This is a genomic window from Sphingomonas sp. 7/4-4 (assembly GCF_027941955.1).
Lineage (GTDB): Bacteria > Pseudomonadota > Alphaproteobacteria > Sphingomonadales > Sphingomonadaceae > Sphingomonas.
In genome coordinates, this window is sequence record NZ_CP115960.1 from 3,784,877 (window position 1) to 3,800,033 (window position 15,157).

Genomic DNA, 15,157 nt, shown 5'->3' on the forward strand with positions numbered 1-15,157 from the left:
GGGGCGCCGTTTCGGCGTCCCGCCGTTCCGGCCGGGCGGGTTCCGGCACAGGAAAGGAAATCACCATGACGACGATCAAGAATCTTCTGATCGACACCAGCGGCGCCTCGGCAGCCGAATATGCGCTGATCCTGGCGATCGTGGGCACCGGCATCGCCGTGGCCGCCTTCACGCTCGGCGGCTCGATCAGCAACGCCATGACGAAGGCGTCGAACTGCATCAACGCCGCGCCGAGTGCCACGGGCTGCCCGTGATCTGACGGGGCCGCGCTCCGGCGCGGTCCCCGACGGCTAGTATTGCATTCGGCCAAGCGGGGGCGACGGTCATGCGTGGACAGGGACTTATCATTCTCGGCGTTGCGATCCTGGTGGGGCTCGCGGCGGTATTCCTCGCCAACAGCTATCTGGGGCGTGTCGAGGAACGACAGGCCACGACGCCGCGCGGCATGGCCAAGGTCGCCGTCGCGCGCGTGCCGCTCGAATTCGGCACGGTGATCACGCCCGACAAGATAACGCTGATCGACTTGCCGATGGACACCTTGCCCGTGGGTACCTTCTCGTCGGTCTCGCAGCTTCTGCCGATGAACCGCAACCGCGTCGCGCTGCGGCCGATGGCAGTCAACGAGCCGATCCTGCGCTCCAAGATTTCCGGCGAAGGCGGGCGCGCGGCAATTTCCGCGGTGCTCAAGCCGGACATGCGCGCCGCCGCGGTCCGGGTAGGCGACGTCGCCGGGGTCGGCGGATTCGTGCTGCCGGGAGACGTGGTCGACGTGCTCGTTACCCGTTCGCCGCCCAACGCCAATGGCGGCGGGCAGATCACCGACATCCTGCTGCAGAAAGTCCGCGTCATCGCGATCGATCAGGATGCCAGCGATTCCGCGGACAAGCCGGTGATCGGCAAGACCGCGACGCTCGAGGTTTTCCAGGTCGACGCACAGAAGCTCGCGCTCGCCCAGCAAGTCGGCCAGATCAGCCTGGTTCTCGCCAATCCTTCGGCGGTGACGAGTCCGACGGTCGAGACGGTGAGCGTCGAGGACCTGCGCGACGGCGCCTATGTCGGCGGCTATTCGGACAAGGCGCCGACCTACCAGCCGCCGATGCCCTATCTGGCCGCCGCTCCGCCACGCGTGGCGAGAAGCATTGTCCGGCCGCCATCTGCCGACAGCTCGACCGTTCTCATCGTCCGCGGGACCAAGGACAGCAGCTATGAGGTTCGTCATTATGGCGCGCACTAAGATAGCCTCGCGCCCGACGCTGGCGCGCGCACTCGCAGTCGCCGCCCTGCTGGCCGTGCCGGCCGCGGCGCAGGCACAGGGCCCGGTTTCGCTGCCGGGCTCCGATGTTCTCGCCGGCCAGCTCGATGTGCCGGTCAACAAGAGCCAGGTGCTGACCGCCGATCGGCCGTTCGCCAAGGCGCTGATCGGCAATGCCGACATCGCCGACGTGCTGCCGCTGACCAACCGGTCGCTCTACGTCCTCGGCAAGAAGATCGGCACGACCAGCCTGACTTTGTACGACCGCAACAACAATCTGATCTCGGTCGTCGACGTCGCGGTGGGTCCCGACGTGATAACGCTGCGGCGAACATTGCGCGATCTGATGCCCAACGAGACCATCGGCGCGCAGATCTCCGGCGATTCGGTCGTCCTCACCGGCGTCGTGTCGAGCGGCCCCGCGGTCGATCGCGCCAAGCAGATCGCGACCACCTATTCGGGCGAAAAGGTCGTCAATCTGCTGACGGTGGGCGCCTCGCAGCAGGTCATGCTCGAAGTGCGCTTCTCCGAAATGAACCGGACCGCCGCCAAGAATCTCGGCCTGAACACCGGCTTCACCAACGGCAACGGCCCGCGCACCTTCCAGGGCGGCTTCGGCAACACCGCGCCGACCACGACCTTGCTGACCAACAAGAACGGCTCGCCGACGATCGATCTCGCCGGCGTGCTGAGCAGCTTCGGCATCGTCGCCAAGGGCATCACGCTCGGCAATCTCAACATCTTCACCGCGCTCGATGCGCTCGAGCGCAAGGGGTGGTGACGACGCTTGCCGAACCGACTTTGGTGGCATTGTCGGGCGAGTCCGCATCGTTCCTGGCGGGCGGCGAATTTCCGGTGCCGGTCGCGCAGGGCGGCGGCGGAACCGGGAACGGCAACACCAGCATCACGGTCGAGTTCAAGCCCTTCGGCGTGAGCCTCGCCTTCACGCCCACCGTGCTCGACGACGGCGTGATCAATCTGGTGGTCGCGCCGGAAGTCAGCTCGATCGATCCCTCGGCATCGATCAACGTCAACGGCCTGACGATCCCGGGGCTGCAGACGCGCCGCGCCAAGACCACGCTCGAATTGCGCGACGGGCAATCCTTCGCGATCGCCGGGCTGCTGCGCAACGACTTCCAGAGCACCGTCCGGCAATTTCCGCTGCTCGGCTCGATTCCGATCATCGGCACGCTGTTCCGCTCGACCGGCTTCCAGAAGCAGGAGACCGAACTGGTCATCATCGTGACGCCGCGGCTGGTGCGCCCGGTCCCCGCGGGCCAGATGAAGCTGCCCACCGATCGCGTGCGGCCGCCCAGCGAGCTCGATCTGTTCCTGAACGGCAGGACGGACAGCGCGGTCGGCGCCAATCCGCTGGATCCGAAGGACGCGCCGAAGAACCCGTATCCGGCAGCGCCCGCTCCGGCGGTGCCGGAGGGCGGTTTCTCCGGTCCCAACGGCCATCAAGGGAGGTAGCGGACATGCGCGGCACCAAGATCCTCGTTCCGTTCGCACTGCTCGTGCTGGCTGGATGCACGCCGATCGACGCGACCTTCGGCGATGCGGTGAAGACCGACTATGCGCTGCAGGTCATCAACCCCGAGCCGAGGCCGGTCTCCGCCGAAACCGCGGTGATGGAAGGCGGCTCGGGCGATTTGGCGGGCGCCGCATCCGAACGCTATCGCAAGGGCACGGTCAGGCAGCCGCAGCCGGTCCAGACGACCACCAAATCGAGCGGCGGGGCGGGGCCGAACTGACATGGGCCAGGCTGGACGGCATCTCTGGCGTTCGGAAGAAGGCTCTGTCGCGCCATTGGTCGCCATCTCGCTGTTCGCGCTGATCGGTGCCGCGGGCATCGGCTTCGATTATGCCCGGATGGCGGGAATGGACAGCGAATTGCAAGGCGTCGCCGACCAGGCCGCGCTGGCCGCCGCGACCCAGCTCGACGGCAAGACGAACGCGATCGCCCGTGCCACGAGAGCCGCGCGCCAGCTGATCGCGAACGAGACCCGCTTCGCCAATGATGCCAAGACGGGCGCAGTCTCTGGAACCGATCTGACGCTGGTCTTCTACGACGGGTACGACCGCACCAACGATACCTATGGCACCGCCACGACGACCGACGCGGCGGCGGTGATCGTCAAGGTGACGACTGCCGGGCGCGAGACGTTCTTCGCGCTCACGCCGGTCGTCGCGGCGCTGCGTTCGGGCAGCATCACTGCATCGGCCACTGCCGGCCTGGGCCAGTCGATCTGCAAGGTCCCGCCGGTGATGATCTGCAATCCGGGCGAGCCGGTCAACAATGCCGACGAGAATCTTGCCTTCGCGCCGGTGGCGGGGCTCGGGCTGAAGCTGATCACCGGCAATGCCGATGCGCCCGGCAATTTCGGCTGGCTCGAGGCCGGGCTGGGCAATGGCGCGCCCGGCCTGTCCGCATTGCTCGGCAACGACACGCTGAAGGTCGATTGCCAGCCGGTCAGCGGCGTGACGACCAGCACGGGCATGAAGACCTCCGTCATGGATGCCTTCAACACGCGCTTCGACGTCTACAATAACGGCAATATCGGGTGCAGCGGACCCTGTTCGCCCTCCACCAATGTGCGCAAGGACATGGTGTGTAAGACTTCGGGTGCCAGCTGTGGCGGCAACAAATACGACATTCCCGCCAGTTTCTATCAGCCGCCTTATCCGCCCGTCGCGCTCGCCACCGACGGCAGCCAGGATCCGCCGATCATGGGCTATCCGGTGGATATCTGCCACGCGGTCGCCAAGAAGGATGCGGCCACCTGCGGGGTCATCGGCAACGGCACCTGGGATCGCGCCGCCTTTTTCCGAGTGAACTATGGCAGCGCCTTCGACTGGCAGACGGCGATGGCGAACGCCGGCTACACTGCGGCGACGGTCACCCGCTACCAGGTCTATCAATGGGAGCTCGCCCACCCCTCGGTCACTGTCGGCGGCGTGGCCAAGGGGATCAGCGTCGGCCAGCCGGTGGGCAACGACAAGGCGTTCGGCCAGCCGGCCAACGGCGTCGCGGGAATCAGCCCGGGTTCGGGGATCGACCGACGGCGATTGTCGGTCGCGGTCATCAACTGCAACGCCACCAACCTGCACGGCAAGACGACCAATGTGCCGGTGACGAAATGGCTCGACGTCTTCCTCGTCCAGCCGGTTGCTTCGCGCGGCAACGGCACCAACGCGCAAACCGACATGTCCGACATCTATGTCGAGGAAATCGGCGAGACCGGCTCGGGCACCGGCGGGGCCTCCACAGCGCAGGTCATCCAGCGCGCCGTGCCGTATCTGATCCGGTAGCGGCAGATGCGACACCCACGCCTCGCGCGAATGATCGCCTCCACCGCCGGTTCGGCCGCGGCGGAAATGGCGATGGTCGCGCCGATCTTCGTCGTGCTGATGTTCGGCGCGGTCGAACTGGGCAATTACTTCCTCAGCGAGCATGTCGTCGTGAAGGCAGTGCGCGACGGCGCCCGCTACGCATCGCGGCTGAACTTTTCCAACTATCCCTGCGCATCCGCGTCCACCGGCAATGTACCGGGCGGGTCGGTTGTCACCGACGTCGGCAACGTGGCGCGCAACCAATTGGTATCGGGCGGGTCGCCGCGTCTGGTCGGCTGGACCGACGCAACGACGATCACCGTCAGCTACGATTGCGTGACCACCAACGGCGGGGCCGATTATTCCGGGCTCTACAAGGGGATGACGCTGGCCCCGACGGTCAATGTCTCGGCCACCGTCCCCTATAATTCGCTGTTCAACAATCTCGGCTTCACCAGCACCAATTTGTCGCTGAGAGCGCGTTCGCAAGCTGCGGTGATGGGCCTGTGAGCGCGCTGGCGAAACTGCTCGGCGATCGCCGCGGATCGACCGCAGCCGAATTCGGCCTGGTCGCGCCGCTGCTGATCGCCTTCCTGATCGGCACGATCGACATGGGCCGGTTCCTCTGGGAATGTAACCGCGCGGAAAAAGCGACCCAGATGGGCGCCCGTTTCGCAGTCGCGACGAACATGATCCCGACCGGCCTTTCGAATTACAGCTTCGCGGTCAGCGGCAACCTTGTTCAGGGCGATCCGATCCCGGCGAGCGCCTTTGGCGGCGCAAGCTGCAAATCGACCGGCGAGACGGTAAGCTGCACCTGCGCTACCGGTCAGACCTGCCCGACACTGACACCCGTCGACACTGCCGCATTCACCAACATCGTGAACCGGATGCAGCTGTTCGATCCGGCAATCGCCGCGGCCAATGTCACGGTGGGATATGAATATTCCGGGCTTGGCTTTGCCGGGGATCCCAATGGAAGCGATGTCGCACCGTTGGTCACGGTAAAGCTGAACGGTGTCACCTTCACTCCGATGCTGTTCCGTTTCTTCGGCTCATCGAGCGTCACGCTGCCCAGTTTCAGCACGGCACTCACGCTGGAGGACGGAATCGGCAACGTTTCCGATTAGAGGTTAGTAACGTGGAAGTAGATTTGTCTGAACTCGCGTCTACCGGCTGGACCATCAAGCGCACCGACGCGATGGTCGAACTGATTCTGTCGCGCGAAGAGATCGTCGCGGCGGAGTTCGGCGAGAGCGTCGTCGCCGGCATGGCGTTCGACACCAGCGAACTCGATGCCGAAGCCGATATCCCCGCCGAGATCGTCAAGCGCGCGCGCGTCGTCATCGTCGAGGTTCGCACCGATCGGCCGGCATCGCTTCGCCGGCTGACGCGGCTGCACGGCGAGAACCGGGCGCTGGTGATCATCGCCGCGGTCCGGGATCCGTCGATCACTGCGATGCAGGCTTTGCTCCGCGCCGGAATCAACGACGTCGTCGCCTTGCCGCTGGCGCGGCGCGATCTGGAAGCCGCGCTCGAACGGATCCGCAGCGAGCTCGAACGCGGCACGAGCGAGGAGACCGCCAGGGGCAAGACGGTATCGATCATCAAAAGCGTGGGCGGTGTCGGCGCGACGGCGTTGCTGAGCCAGGTCGCGGCGCTCTATGCCCAGCGCGAGGGCGAGCGCGGACGATCGGTCTGCCTGCTGGACCTCGATCTGCAGGGCGGCAATGCGGCGACGCATCTGGGGGTCAATCCCGATCTGACGGTCAGCGACCTGCTCGACGCCGGCAAGCGGCTCGACCCCGCCGTCCTGACCTCGGTCGCCGCCACGCATTCCTCGGGCCTCAGCCTGTTCGGCGCGCCGAACGAACTGATGCCGACCGACGCCGTCGGCACCGATCAGGTGTGCGACATCGTCCATCTCGCGATGACGCAATATGGCACGGTCTTCCTCGATCTGCCGAGCGACTGGACCAACTGGTCGCTCTCGCTGGTCGCGCAATCCGACATCGTGTTCCTGGTCATCGAACTGTCGATCGCCAGCCTGCGTCAGGCGCAACGGCAGCTCTCGCTGCTGACCAAATTGGGAGTCACCCCCGACGCGGTTCAGGTCGTCGTCAATCGTGTCGAGAAGCAGATGTTCAAGCAGATCAACCTGCGCGACGCTTCCGAGACCCTGGGCAAGCCGATCGGGCTGAGCGTGACCAGCGATTTCGCGCTGATGAACACGGCGCTCAATCGCGGCACGATGATCCGCGACATCAAGTCGAAGAGCGCGATCGGGCGGGATCTGGGCAAGATGCTCGATGCCATCGACATGCTGCTCGAGCGCGGCGGATGAGCGTCTGGCAGATCAGGCGGGCAGGCGAGCTCGCGGCGGCCAAGGCTTCGGAGGCGCCTGCCGATCCGACATGCGAAGGGATCGACCGCAACACGGCGCTGAAAGTCGAACTCCACCAGCGCCTGCTCGACCTGATCAACCTCTCCGCACTCGACGGCATGACCCGCGAACAGGTCCAGGGCGAGATCGGAGAAATAGTCTACGAGCAATTGTCCCTGCAAAAGCACGCCCTGAACCTCGCCGAGCGGCAGCGGCTGGTCAGCGATATTCTCGACGAACTGCTGGGCCTGGGGCCGATCGAGCCGCTGCTCAAGGACGAGTCGATCACCGACATTCTCGTCAACGGCCATGATTCGGTCTTCGTGGAGCGGCGCGGACGGCTCGAACCCTCGCCGGTCCGCTTCAAGGACGAGCGGCATTTGCTGCGCATCATCCAGAAGATCGTCGCCGCGGTGGGCCGCCGGGTCGACGAGGCATCGCCTTATGTCGATGCCCGGCTTGCGGACGGATCCCGCGTCAATGCGATCATCCCGCCGCTCGCGGTCGACGGGTCGCTGCTCTCGATCCGCAAATTCGCGCGCACGCCGATCGACATGGCACGCCTGACCAGCCTCGGCAGTATTCCTGCGACGGTCGCGGAAGTGCTGCGGGCCGTGGTCGAGGCGCGGCGCAACATCCTGATCTCGGGGGAACCGGTTCGGGCAAGACGACGCTGCTCAACGCGATGTCGGCCTATATCGACGATGCCGAACGCATCGTGACGATCGAGGATTCGGCCGAACTCCAGCTGCAGCAGGCGCACATTGCGCGGCTCGAGACCCGCCCGCCCAATATCGAGGGGAATGGCGAGGTCACCCAGCGCGACCTGCTCAAGAATGCGCTGCGCATGCGCCCCGACCGCATCATCGTCGGCGAGGTCCGCGCCGGCGAGGCGTTCGACATGCTGCAGGCGATGAATACCGGCCATGACGGATCGATGACCACGGTCCACGCCAACACGCCGCGCGACGCATTGTCCCGGCTCGAGCAGATGATCGGGATGAGCGGCATCGACATCGCGCCGCGGTCCGCCCGCGCGCAGATCGCTTCCGCGATCAATGTCGTCATCCAGGTCGGCCGCCTCGCCGACGGCAAGCGGCGGTTGCTCAGCCTGTCCGAGCTCATCGGCATGGAGGGCGAGGTGGTCACCATGCAGGAGATCTTCCGTTTCCGGCTGACCGGCCGCGATGACGAAGGTGGCGTATTGGGCCGGTTCGAAGCGACTGGAATCAGGCCGCACTTCATGCGCGAGCTCGAGGATCGCGGGATCAGCCTGCCGGCCGATATCTTCAATCCCAACATGGTGCTCGACTGATGTCGATGACCTCGATCCGACTGATCGTCCTCGCGCTGATATTCGCTGCGGTGATCCTCGCGGTCGAGGGAACGGTGACCTGGGTCCGCGCCAATCGCGGCGGGGTGCGCGCGATCAACGAGCGCCTGCGCCTCATCGCGACGGGGCACCAGCGTCCCGAAGTTCTCGCGCGCCTCAGGCGCGATGCCTGGGGCGGCGGCATCTATCTGCCGGGGCCGCTCGCGGATACGGGGCGCAAGCTCGACAATCTGCTGCGCGGCGCCTCGTTCGGCATGTCGCCGGCGCGGCTGCTGTTCCTGATGGTGCTGGCGGTCGGCCTGCTCTTCGTCGCGACGGTCGTGTTCGCGCTCGCCGCCGGCCTGACCATCAGCTTCGGCACGATATTGATGGCGGCCTGCTTTGCCGGCGCGACCGGGCTGGGGCTGCCGCTGATGTTCATCGCGCGCCGCGCCGACCGCCGCCGCAAGCGGATGGCCGAGCAGTTCCCTGTGGCGCTCGATATCTTCGTTCGCGGCCTGCGCGCGGGCCATCCGGTCGCGGCCGCGCTCGACTTGCTCACGCACGAGATGAGCGACCCGATCGGCAGCGAGTTCGGCATCGTGACCGACGAGGTCGCCTATGGCGCGGACCTGCGCGACGCGCTGCACAACATGGCCAATCGCTGCGATCTGGACGATCTCAGGATGTTCGTCGTCTCGCTGTCGGTGCAGAGCGAGACCGGCGGCAACCTCGCCGAAATCCTCGAGAACCTCTCCAAGGTGATCCGCGACCGCGCGAGCATGGTCCTGATGGTCCGCGCTTTGAGCTCGGAAGGGCGGATGACCGCGACCATATTGACCGCATTGCCCGTGATGGCGTTCGTCGCCCTGTTCCTGCTCAATCCGCCATTCTACCTGCAGGTGGCCAACGATCCGGCATTCTCGGTCGGGTTCGGATGCCTGATCGCGCTCTATACGGTGGGATTCGTCATCATCCGCCGCCTCGTGAACCTGAAGGTCTAGGACGATGTGGGAAGCCGCTCTCAATCAATTTCCGCGCTTCGTCATTCTCGGCGGGCTGTTCGCGGTCGTCGTCCTGCTGGTGATCGGCGTCTCGACCGTCGCCACGAGCCGCGCCGCGATCCGCCGCCGGCTGGCGGAGACCGCGACCGCGCGGGGGCCGGGCGCAGCGGCTTCGTTGCGCGGACCCTCCGGGCCCGATGCCTGGTCGAGCCTGGTCGATGCGATCGAGAAGCGCGGAATCTCGCTGCTCGACACCAACAATGCCGGGCTGGTCGCGAAGCTCGCCGCCGCCGGTTACACCTCGCCTCAGGCGCCGCGCGTCTTCACGCTCATTCGCGTCGGCACGACCTTGTGCCTGCCGCTGCTGCTGGTCGCCGCGACCCTGATCAACGGCGCGCCGCCGTCGCTGTTCAAGCTCTATATGTTCGGATCGCTGCTCGCGGTGCTGGGTCTTTATCTGCCCAATCTATGGGTATCGGCGCGCGCCTCGCGCCGTCAGGACCAGATCACCCGCGGCTTTCCGGACGCGCTCGACCTGATGCTCGTCTGCGTCGAGGCCGGGCTCGGCATGGAGGCGGCTTTCGATCGGGTGGGTCGCGAGATGGCGACCACGCATCCGCTGGTCGCCGGCCTGCTGGCGAACACGGTTCTCGAGCTCCGCGCCGGCCGCGGGCGCGAGGATGCGCTGCGCCGGATGGGCGAGCGGGCAGGGGTGGATCAGATCAAATCCTTCGCCACATTGCTCATCCAGTCGAACAAATTGGGATCGAGCATCGGCCAGACACTGCGGATCTACGCGACCGAGATGCGGGAACGGCGCAAGATGCTCGCCCAGGAAAAGGCGCACCGGCTGCCGGTCCTGCTCTCGATTCCGCTGGTCGCCTGCATGCTGCCGGTGATGATCGGCGTGCTCATGCTGCCCGCTGCGATCCGCGTCGTGCGCCAGCTCATGCCGATGATGTCGGGCTGATGCGTCGGGGGACCGCTTCGCGCCTGGCGCTGTGCGGCATCCTGTTGGCCGCCAATGGCTGCATGGGTTCCGACGGCAGGCTCGCTCTGCCTGAGGGCACGCGATTCACGGGGAAGCCGGAGGTGTCGCTGGCGGCGGCGCAGCGCTTCGTGGCGAACGGCAATTACGGGCTCGGGATCGAAACCTACCGCCGCTATCTCTCCGCCAATCCGGAGGATGCGAGAGCGGTCGAGGGGCTCGCGATCGCCTATGACCGCCTGCAGCGCTTCGACCTCAGCGACCGCTATTTCCAGCAGGCGCTGGCGCTGGCGCCGCGCGACCCGGAAATCTACATGGCTTACGGCCGGTCGCTGCGCGCGCAGGGGAAGGATTTCGACGCCGATCTGCTCGATGTCGACATGCGCGCGATGCTTGCGCAGGATGCGCCGAATGCCGGAATTGCGGCGGCAACGCCCGCGATAGCGGCTCCCGTGATTGCCGCGAGCCAGGCGATCGTCCCGGTCGCTCCGGCCGGGCGGCAGCGCCAAGGACCCGGCTCGATCGCTCCTCGGCGGGCGAAGTCAGGCTGGTTTTGCCGCCTGAGGGCAATGCGGCCTCCTATGGCATTGCCGCGCGCACGCCTGTGCGTGCAACGCCGCCGGTGCCGCTCGCTTCGTTGCCGACACGGATCGTCAACGCCGCCGGGCGGCAGGGGATAGCGCGCAGGATTCAGGCCTTTCTGGGCAGCCGCGGCTGGTCGCGCCTCGACACCGGCGACAATGCGGTGCGGCTCGACGAAAGCAGGATCGTGTTTCCCGTCGGATCAGTCGACGCGGCACGCCGCCTTGCCCGGGCGCTGCCGTTCCGCACGCGGCTCTATCCGTCGTCGCGGGCCAATCGCGTGCAGTTGCTCGTCGGCGCCAATGCGGTGGGTTTCGATGCAAGGTTGAAGCGGAAATGATCGCGCTGCTGCGCCTGATCCTGCTCGGCGCCGTGGCGATTTCCACTGCCGCCCAGGCCAGCCCGGCCGACGATATGCCGCTGGTCGCGGCGGCGATCCGATCGGGCCGGTTGGTGCAGGCCGAGCTGATGCTTGCCCGGATGACGCCGTCACAGGCCGGCGAAGCGACGACCGAACTGGAGATATTGCACGGCCAGCTGGCACTTGCGCAGGGTCGCGATCAGGATGCCCGGCGCGATTTCGGCGCGCTCGCGCTGCGCGTGCCCGACGATTGTCGCGTGCTGCTGGGGCTCGGCATGGCCGAATCCGACCTGGGCGACGCCGATCGTGCGATCACGCATCTCGAAGGCGCGACCCGGACCTGCGCGGCGGACTGGAAAGCCTGGTCCGCGCTCGGCTTCGCTTATGATGCCAAGGCGCGCTGGGGCGACAGCGACGCCGCTTATGCCCGTGCAATGGCGAGCGGGGGCGAGCAGCCTGCATTGCTCAACAACGTCGCTGCGTCGCGCATCAGGCAGCGCCGTTTCGCCGAGGCGGAGCCGATCCTGGCGCGCGCGCGTGCCGGGGCTCCCGATGACCTGCGCATCGCGAACAATCTCGATATCGCCGCCGGCGCGCTCGGGCGGATGCCGGTACGCGGCTTGAGAGACAGCACGTCGCGCTGGGCCGAGCGGCTCAACAATGCGGGGTACGCCGCCATGCTCGCCGGGCGCGGCGACGATGCACGCAAATGGCTGACCATGGCCGTTGCCGCCGACCCGGTCTTTCAGACGATCGCGGCCGCCAACCTCGCGCGGCTGGACGCCCGGAAATGATCTCGCTCGGCGCCTTCGTGACGAGCGCGCTCTGCCTTCTGCTGTTGCTGGCGGCAGTGGTGGACATCTGGAAACTGAGAATCCCGAACCTGTTCCCGATCGCGATCCTCCTGCTGTTTCCGCTCTGGGTCTATCACGCGGGCTGGACCCCCACATTGTGGCAGAACGCCGTCCTGCTGCTCGCGACTTTCCTCGGCGGCGCATTGATCTTTTCGCGGGGCTGGCTGGGCGGCGGCGACGTCAAGCTGCTCGCGGCGACCGCCTTGTGGTTCGATTTCAAGGGCGCCGCCGCATTGTTCCTGTTCGTCGCGGTCGGCGGCGCGCTGCTGAGCATCGTGTTCATACTCCTGCGCCGGATCGTCCCCGCCCGCCTGACGCGCGAAGGCAACATTCCCAGCCTGAAGGCGCGCGGGCCCATCCCCTACGGCGTGGCAATCGCGGGCGGCGCGCTGCTGGCCGTCCTGAGCGGCCAGATCAGCCCGCAACCCATTCCCTGGTATTTGCGGCCGTTGCGGATCGGCGCGACGACAATTCAGAGCGATTCCGCGGCGAGCATCATGATCAGCTGGGCCCGCGACTGGATCCCCAGCGTCGAATAGATACGGTGCAAATGCAGCTTGACCGTTCCCTCGGTCAGGCCGCAGCGCTGGCCGATCTCCCGGTTGCGCAGCCCTTCGCCGACCAGCCGCACGATCTCCTCCTGCCGCCGCGTGAGATTGTATTTCGGCAGGACCGGCATGGTGTGCGCGGTCAGGCTGCGCCGGAGCGCGCTCTCGAGGATCGTCGGATCGATCCAGGTATCGCCGCGAGTCACTGCCTCGATGCAGGTCAGCAGGTTTTCCGGATCGCTGTGCTTCAGGACGATCCCGTTCACGCCGAGGTTGACCGCTTCCATCGTCTCGACCGGCTTCAGGCCGACCGTCAGGAAGATGACCGGCAGGCGGTTTCCGCCGGCGCGCATCGTCCGCAGCACGTGCAGCCCGCCGCCTTCGGACATGCAGACGTCGATGATCAGGATGTCGATCGTGCCCTGCTCGACGATCCGCAACGCCGCGCTCGGCGTTCGGGCCGTCGATTCGACGAAATGATCATTGGTCTCGAGGAACTGGTTCAGCCCCTCGAGAAAGATCGGGTGGTCGTCAACGATCAGCAGTCGGGACATCGACCATCGCCTCCAGTGGAATTCGGATGGACAAGAGAACGCCGCGCTCCATCGGGTCGGCGTACGCGCGGCCGTTGAGCGCGTTCAATCGACGGGTCAGCGACTGGGATTTCACGCCCTCGATACCCGACGCGCCGGTTTCCGATGCCAATACGGTGGCACCGTCGCTCTTCAGCGTGACGAACAAGGCATCGTCGCGCAGTGCAGCCACGACATTCACGCTCGACGATTTGGCGTGCTGAACGGCGTTGGACACTGCCTCGCGGACGAGGAACTCGACTTCGACGGCGACATCCGGAGACACCCAGAGCGAAGCGGGATCCGTCGTGAGCGTGCAGGTGATGGCCCATTGCCGCGACAGCAATTCCGCGCGCTGCGCCAGGTGGCTGGCGAGATCGATCTTTTCGCCGATCGGCAAATTGGCGTCGGTGACGAGCTCGCGCAGGCATGCCTGTTCGGCGGCGATGATCGATTGCAGCGATTCGAGCCGTTTGGTCCTCGCCGCGACGGGCAGGTCCTTGTCCTTGATGAGCGACGCCACCTGCATGCGAAGCCCGCCGAGCGTCTGCAGCACGCTGTCGTGCATGTCGCGGCTCAGGTCGAGCCGGGCATTGGCAAAGGCCCGTTCGCGCCACGCCTCGAACATCAGATAGCGATCGAGCGTCGCGCTCACCGCGCGCGAGGCGGCGACGATTTGGCTGAGCATCAGTTCCGAAATCCGGGGAAAATCCAGCAAATAGATATATCCGGTGAGCGCCCCGGTCCGGATCGGCAAAGCGGCGACGTTCCCGCCTGCCGCGGCCTCGGGCGCCGGCAGGAACCCCGCCGGGATCGTGCGCACCGCCGGGCCCAACCGGAGCTTCGCATCGACCAGCGCGCTTCCGCTTTCCGAATCCCGGATGAACCCTTCGCCGCTTCCGTCGGGTGCGAGCATCCGCTCGAGCAGGGCCGGATCGAGCTCGACGTTCGACAATTCACCATCGCTGAACCGGTAGCATTCGGGAATCCGGTCCACTTCGCGCTGCCAGCAGATCAGCATCTCGGATGTGCCGAACCGTTCGGACAGTTTCGTCGCGATGCCTGCGATGGGGAGCGTTCGTGCCCGAATGCTGGTGTCGAGCAATTCCTCGTTCCAACGGTCGCCGACCGGTGCGGATAGTTGCACACCGCGTCGAAGCGGACGTCCACCGAAGCCGCGCTGACCGCGAGAGTCGCCGGATCGACCATCCGGTCGATCTGCAGCGTGTTGCCGGAGAGACCGCGGAAATTGATCTGGTTGCCCGACCGCAGCCTGGGCTCGGCCACCGCACACACCGGAGGCGTGTTGCCGGTCACCGGCAGGGTCTTGGTCGCCACGGTCGACTGGGCAGATGTTGGGGGTGCACAGGGGAGACCGCAGACGACCAAGACCAATCCAAGGAGCGGCAGATGTTTCATGTCAGGAGGCCACTGCGAGAGTGACGGTGACATTGCCCTGATAGTTGGTGTCCGCGACGAGGCGTTGCGTCGCACCGCCCGCCGTCGAGAACCCGCCGATCGAGACCGTGATGTCCCCCGAAAATGCCGTGAGCCGCGACTGCACCGCTGCCGGATTGGTCGTCGCGCTCGTCGAGAAGCTCGCCGCCGTCGTCGTCCAGCCTGCCGCGGTCGCGGTATAGTTGACCGAACGCGAGAAGCCGGTGGGCGGCGTGGTGGTGAAGGTCTGCGCCGCCAGCGGCGTCGCATTGACCGTGATCGTGCTGCGCGAACTGCAGAACGATCCCGCCAGCACCTTGGGCGGCGCCGCCAGATCGGTGCGCAGCAGGCCGGTATTGACGTCGATGAGCACACCGAGCGCGAAGGTCGAGCCGGTACCGGAGACGATCCCCCGACGCACATCGAAGGCACGTTGCCGGTGACGATGAAATTCTTGGTGTCGGTCGCGCTCTGCGCCGATGCCGTGCCTGCCCAGGACAGAGCGGCGAGCGCCGTCAGTCCGAACAGTCG

The 15,157-nt window shown here is 66.2% G+C and carries 19 protein-coding genes and 1 pseudogene; 16 read left to right on the forward strand and 4 right to left on the reverse strand.

What is annotated here, in order from left to right:
• Positions 1-65: 65 nt before the first annotated feature.
• The 16 genes and pseudogenes from PIB19_RS19430 (at position 66) to PIB19_RS19500 (ending at position 12,608) form a co-directional block, all read left to right on the forward strand.
• The gene (locus PIB19_RS19430) at positions 66-254 is read left to right on the forward strand and encodes a Flp family type IVb pilin (protein WP_271238658.1); all 189 of its coding nucleotides are present in this window, start codon (positions 66-68) and stop codon (positions 252-254) included.
• A 71-nt stretch (positions 255-325) separates the two neighbouring features.
• Complete coding sequence (gene cpaB / locus PIB19_RS19435) at positions 326-1,234, forward strand: Flp pilus assembly protein CpaB (protein WP_271238659.1); 909 nt, start codon at positions 326-328, stop codon at positions 1,232-1,234.
• The gene (locus tag PIB19_RS23235; RefSeq protein ID WP_336297194.1) at positions 1,206-2,033 is read left to right on the forward strand and encodes a pilus assembly protein N-terminal domain-containing protein; all 828 of its coding nucleotides are present in this window, start codon (positions 1,206-1,208) and stop codon (positions 2,031-2,033) included. The genes cpaB and PIB19_RS23235 overlap by 29 nt, the downstream gene beginning before the upstream one ends.
• On the forward strand, positions 2,030-2,725 hold the full coding sequence (locus PIB19_RS23240) for a type II and III secretion system protein family protein (protein WP_336297195.1): 696 nt from the start codon (positions 2,030-2,032) through the stop codon (positions 2,723-2,725). Before PIB19_RS23235 ends, PIB19_RS23240 begins: the two co-directional genes overlap by 4 nt.
• Before the next feature lie 5 nt (positions 2,726-2,730).
• On the forward strand, positions 2,731-3,006 hold the full coding sequence (locus PIB19_RS19445; RefSeq protein ID WP_271238660.1) for a hypothetical protein: 276 nt from the start codon (positions 2,731-2,733) through the stop codon (positions 3,004-3,006).
• A gap of 1 nt (position 3,007) precedes the next feature.
• Entirely contained in the window at positions 3,008-4,564 is a 1,557-nt protein-coding gene (locus tag PIB19_RS19450) for a pilus assembly protein TadG-related protein (protein ID WP_271238661.1), read from the forward strand.
• Between the two features lie 30 nt (positions 4,565-4,594).
• Positions 4,595-5,095 carry a TadE family protein gene (locus PIB19_RS19455; RefSeq protein ID WP_271238662.1) on the forward strand — a complete coding sequence of 167 codons (501 nt, stop codon included), beginning with the start codon at positions 4,595-4,597 and terminating at the stop codon, positions 5,093-5,095.
• Positions 5,092-5,715 (forward strand): TadE/TadG family type IV pilus assembly protein, encoded by a 624-nt coding sequence (locus PIB19_RS19460; protein ID WP_271238663.1) that lies wholly within the window; start codon positions 5,092-5,094, stop codon positions 5,713-5,715. The genes PIB19_RS19455 and PIB19_RS19460 overlap by 4 nt, the downstream gene beginning before the upstream one ends.
• Before the next feature lie 23 nt (positions 5,716-5,738).
• On the forward strand, positions 5,739-6,929 hold the full coding sequence (locus PIB19_RS19465) for an AAA family ATPase (protein WP_271238664.1): 1,191 nt from the start codon (positions 5,739-5,741) through the stop codon (positions 6,927-6,929).
• Positions 6,926-8,283 (forward strand): annotated as a pseudogene (locus PIB19_RS19470) (CpaF family protein). The gene PIB19_RS19465 and the pseudogene PIB19_RS19470 overlap by 4 nt, the downstream one beginning before the upstream one ends.
• A gap of 5 nt (positions 8,284-8,288) precedes the next feature.
• Entirely contained in the window at positions 8,289-9,284 is a 996-nt protein-coding gene (locus tag PIB19_RS19475) for a type II secretion system F family protein (RefSeq protein ID WP_271238665.1), read from the forward strand.
• 4 nt (positions 9,285-9,288) lie between these two features.
• A complete protein-coding gene (locus PIB19_RS19480; protein WP_271238666.1) occupies positions 9,289-10,254 on the forward strand; it encodes a type II secretion system F family protein in 966 nt (321 codons plus the stop codon).
• Positions 10,254-10,952: a tetratricopeptide repeat protein gene (locus PIB19_RS19485; RefSeq protein WP_271238667.1), complete on the forward strand. Its 699-nt coding sequence runs from the start codon at positions 10,254-10,256 to the stop codon at positions 10,950-10,952. The genes PIB19_RS19480 and PIB19_RS19485 overlap by 1 nt, the downstream gene beginning before the upstream one ends.
• Positions 10,910-11,194: a LytR C-terminal domain-containing protein gene (locus tag PIB19_RS19490; protein ID WP_271238668.1), complete on the forward strand. Its 285-nt coding sequence runs from the start codon at positions 10,910-10,912 to the stop codon at positions 11,192-11,194. Before PIB19_RS19485 ends, PIB19_RS19490 begins: the two co-directional genes overlap by 43 nt.
• Positions 11,191-12,009, forward strand: a complete 819-nt coding sequence (locus tag PIB19_RS19495; RefSeq protein WP_271238669.1) for a tetratricopeptide repeat protein — start codon at positions 11,191-11,193, stop codon at positions 12,007-12,009. The genes PIB19_RS19490 and PIB19_RS19495 overlap by 4 nt, the downstream gene beginning before the upstream one ends.
• A complete protein-coding gene (locus tag PIB19_RS19500; protein WP_271238670.1) occupies positions 12,006-12,608 on the forward strand; it encodes an A24 family peptidase in 603 nt (200 codons plus the stop codon). Before PIB19_RS19495 ends, PIB19_RS19500 begins: the two co-directional genes overlap by 4 nt.
• Here PIB19_RS19500 and PIB19_RS19505 read toward each other — a convergent pair.
• From PIB19_RS19505 to PIB19_RS19520, 4 genes are all read right to left on the reverse strand, one after another.
• Complete coding sequence (locus tag PIB19_RS19505) at positions 12,542-13,171, reverse strand: response regulator (RefSeq protein WP_271238671.1); 630 nt, start codon at positions 13,169-13,171, stop codon at positions 12,542-12,544. The two genes, PIB19_RS19500 and PIB19_RS19505, sit on opposite strands and share 67 nt — an antisense overlap.
• The gene (locus PIB19_RS19510) at positions 13,149-14,210 is read right to left on the reverse strand and encodes a sensor histidine kinase (protein ID WP_271238672.1); all 1,062 of its coding nucleotides are present in this window, start codon (positions 14,208-14,210) and stop codon (positions 13,149-13,151) included. The genes PIB19_RS19505 and PIB19_RS19510 overlap by 23 nt, the downstream gene beginning before the upstream one ends.
• On the reverse strand, positions 14,204-14,527 hold the full coding sequence (locus tag PIB19_RS19515) for a hypothetical protein (RefSeq protein ID WP_271238673.1): 324 nt from the start codon (positions 14,525-14,527) through the stop codon (positions 14,204-14,206). The genes PIB19_RS19510 and PIB19_RS19515 overlap by 7 nt, the downstream gene beginning before the upstream one ends.
• Positions 14,528-14,609: 82 nt before the next feature.
• A complete protein-coding gene (locus tag PIB19_RS19520; protein ID WP_271238674.1) occupies positions 14,610-15,047 on the reverse strand; it encodes a hypothetical protein in 438 nt (145 codons plus the stop codon).
• Positions 15,048-15,157 lie beyond the last annotated feature (110 nt).

Coding starts and splice junctions, on each gene's coding strand:
- PIB19_RS19430 (WP_271238658.1), top strand. CDS start 66: ATGACGACGATCAAGAATCTTCTGATCGACACCAGCGGCGCCTCGGCA.
- cpaB (WP_271238659.1), top strand. CDS start 326: ATGCGTGGACAGGGACTTATCATTCTCGGCGTTGCGATCCTGGTGGGG.
- PIB19_RS23235 (WP_336297194.1), top strand. CDS start 1,206: ATGAGGTTCGTCATTATGGCGCGCACTAAGATAGCCTCGCGCCCGACG.
- PIB19_RS19445 (WP_271238660.1), top strand. CDS start 2,731: ATGCGCGGCACCAAGATCCTCGTTCCGTTCGCACTGCTCGTGCTGGCT.
- PIB19_RS19450 (WP_271238661.1), top strand. CDS start 3,008: ATGGGCCAGGCTGGACGGCATCTCTGGCGTTCGGAAGAAGGCTCTGTC.
- PIB19_RS19455 (WP_271238662.1), top strand. CDS start 4,595: ATGATCGCCTCCACCGCCGGTTCGGCCGCGGCGGAAATGGCGATGGTC.
- PIB19_RS19475 (WP_271238665.1), top strand. CDS start 8,289: ATGACCTCGATCCGACTGATCGTCCTCGCGCTGATATTCGCTGCGGTG.
- PIB19_RS19480 (WP_271238666.1), top strand. CDS start 9,289: ATGTGGGAAGCCGCTCTCAATCAATTTCCGCGCTTCGTCATTCTCGGC.
- PIB19_RS19485 (WP_271238667.1), top strand. CDS start 10,254: ATGCGTCGGGGGACCGCTTCGCGCCTGGCGCTGTGCGGCATCCTGTTG.
- PIB19_RS19495 (WP_271238669.1), top strand. CDS start 11,191: ATGATCGCGCTGCTGCGCCTGATCCTGCTCGGCGCCGTGGCGATTTCC.
- PIB19_RS19500 (WP_271238670.1), top strand. CDS start 12,006: ATGATCTCGCTCGGCGCCTTCGTGACGAGCGCGCTCTGCCTTCTGCTG.
- PIB19_RS19505 (WP_271238671.1), bottom strand. CDS start 13,171: ATGTCCCGACTGCTGATCGTTGACGACCACCCGATCTTTCTCGAGGGG.
- PIB19_RS19510 (WP_271238672.1), bottom strand. CDS start 14,210: ATGCTGATCTGCTGGCAGCGCGAAGTGGACCGGATTCCCGAATGCTAC.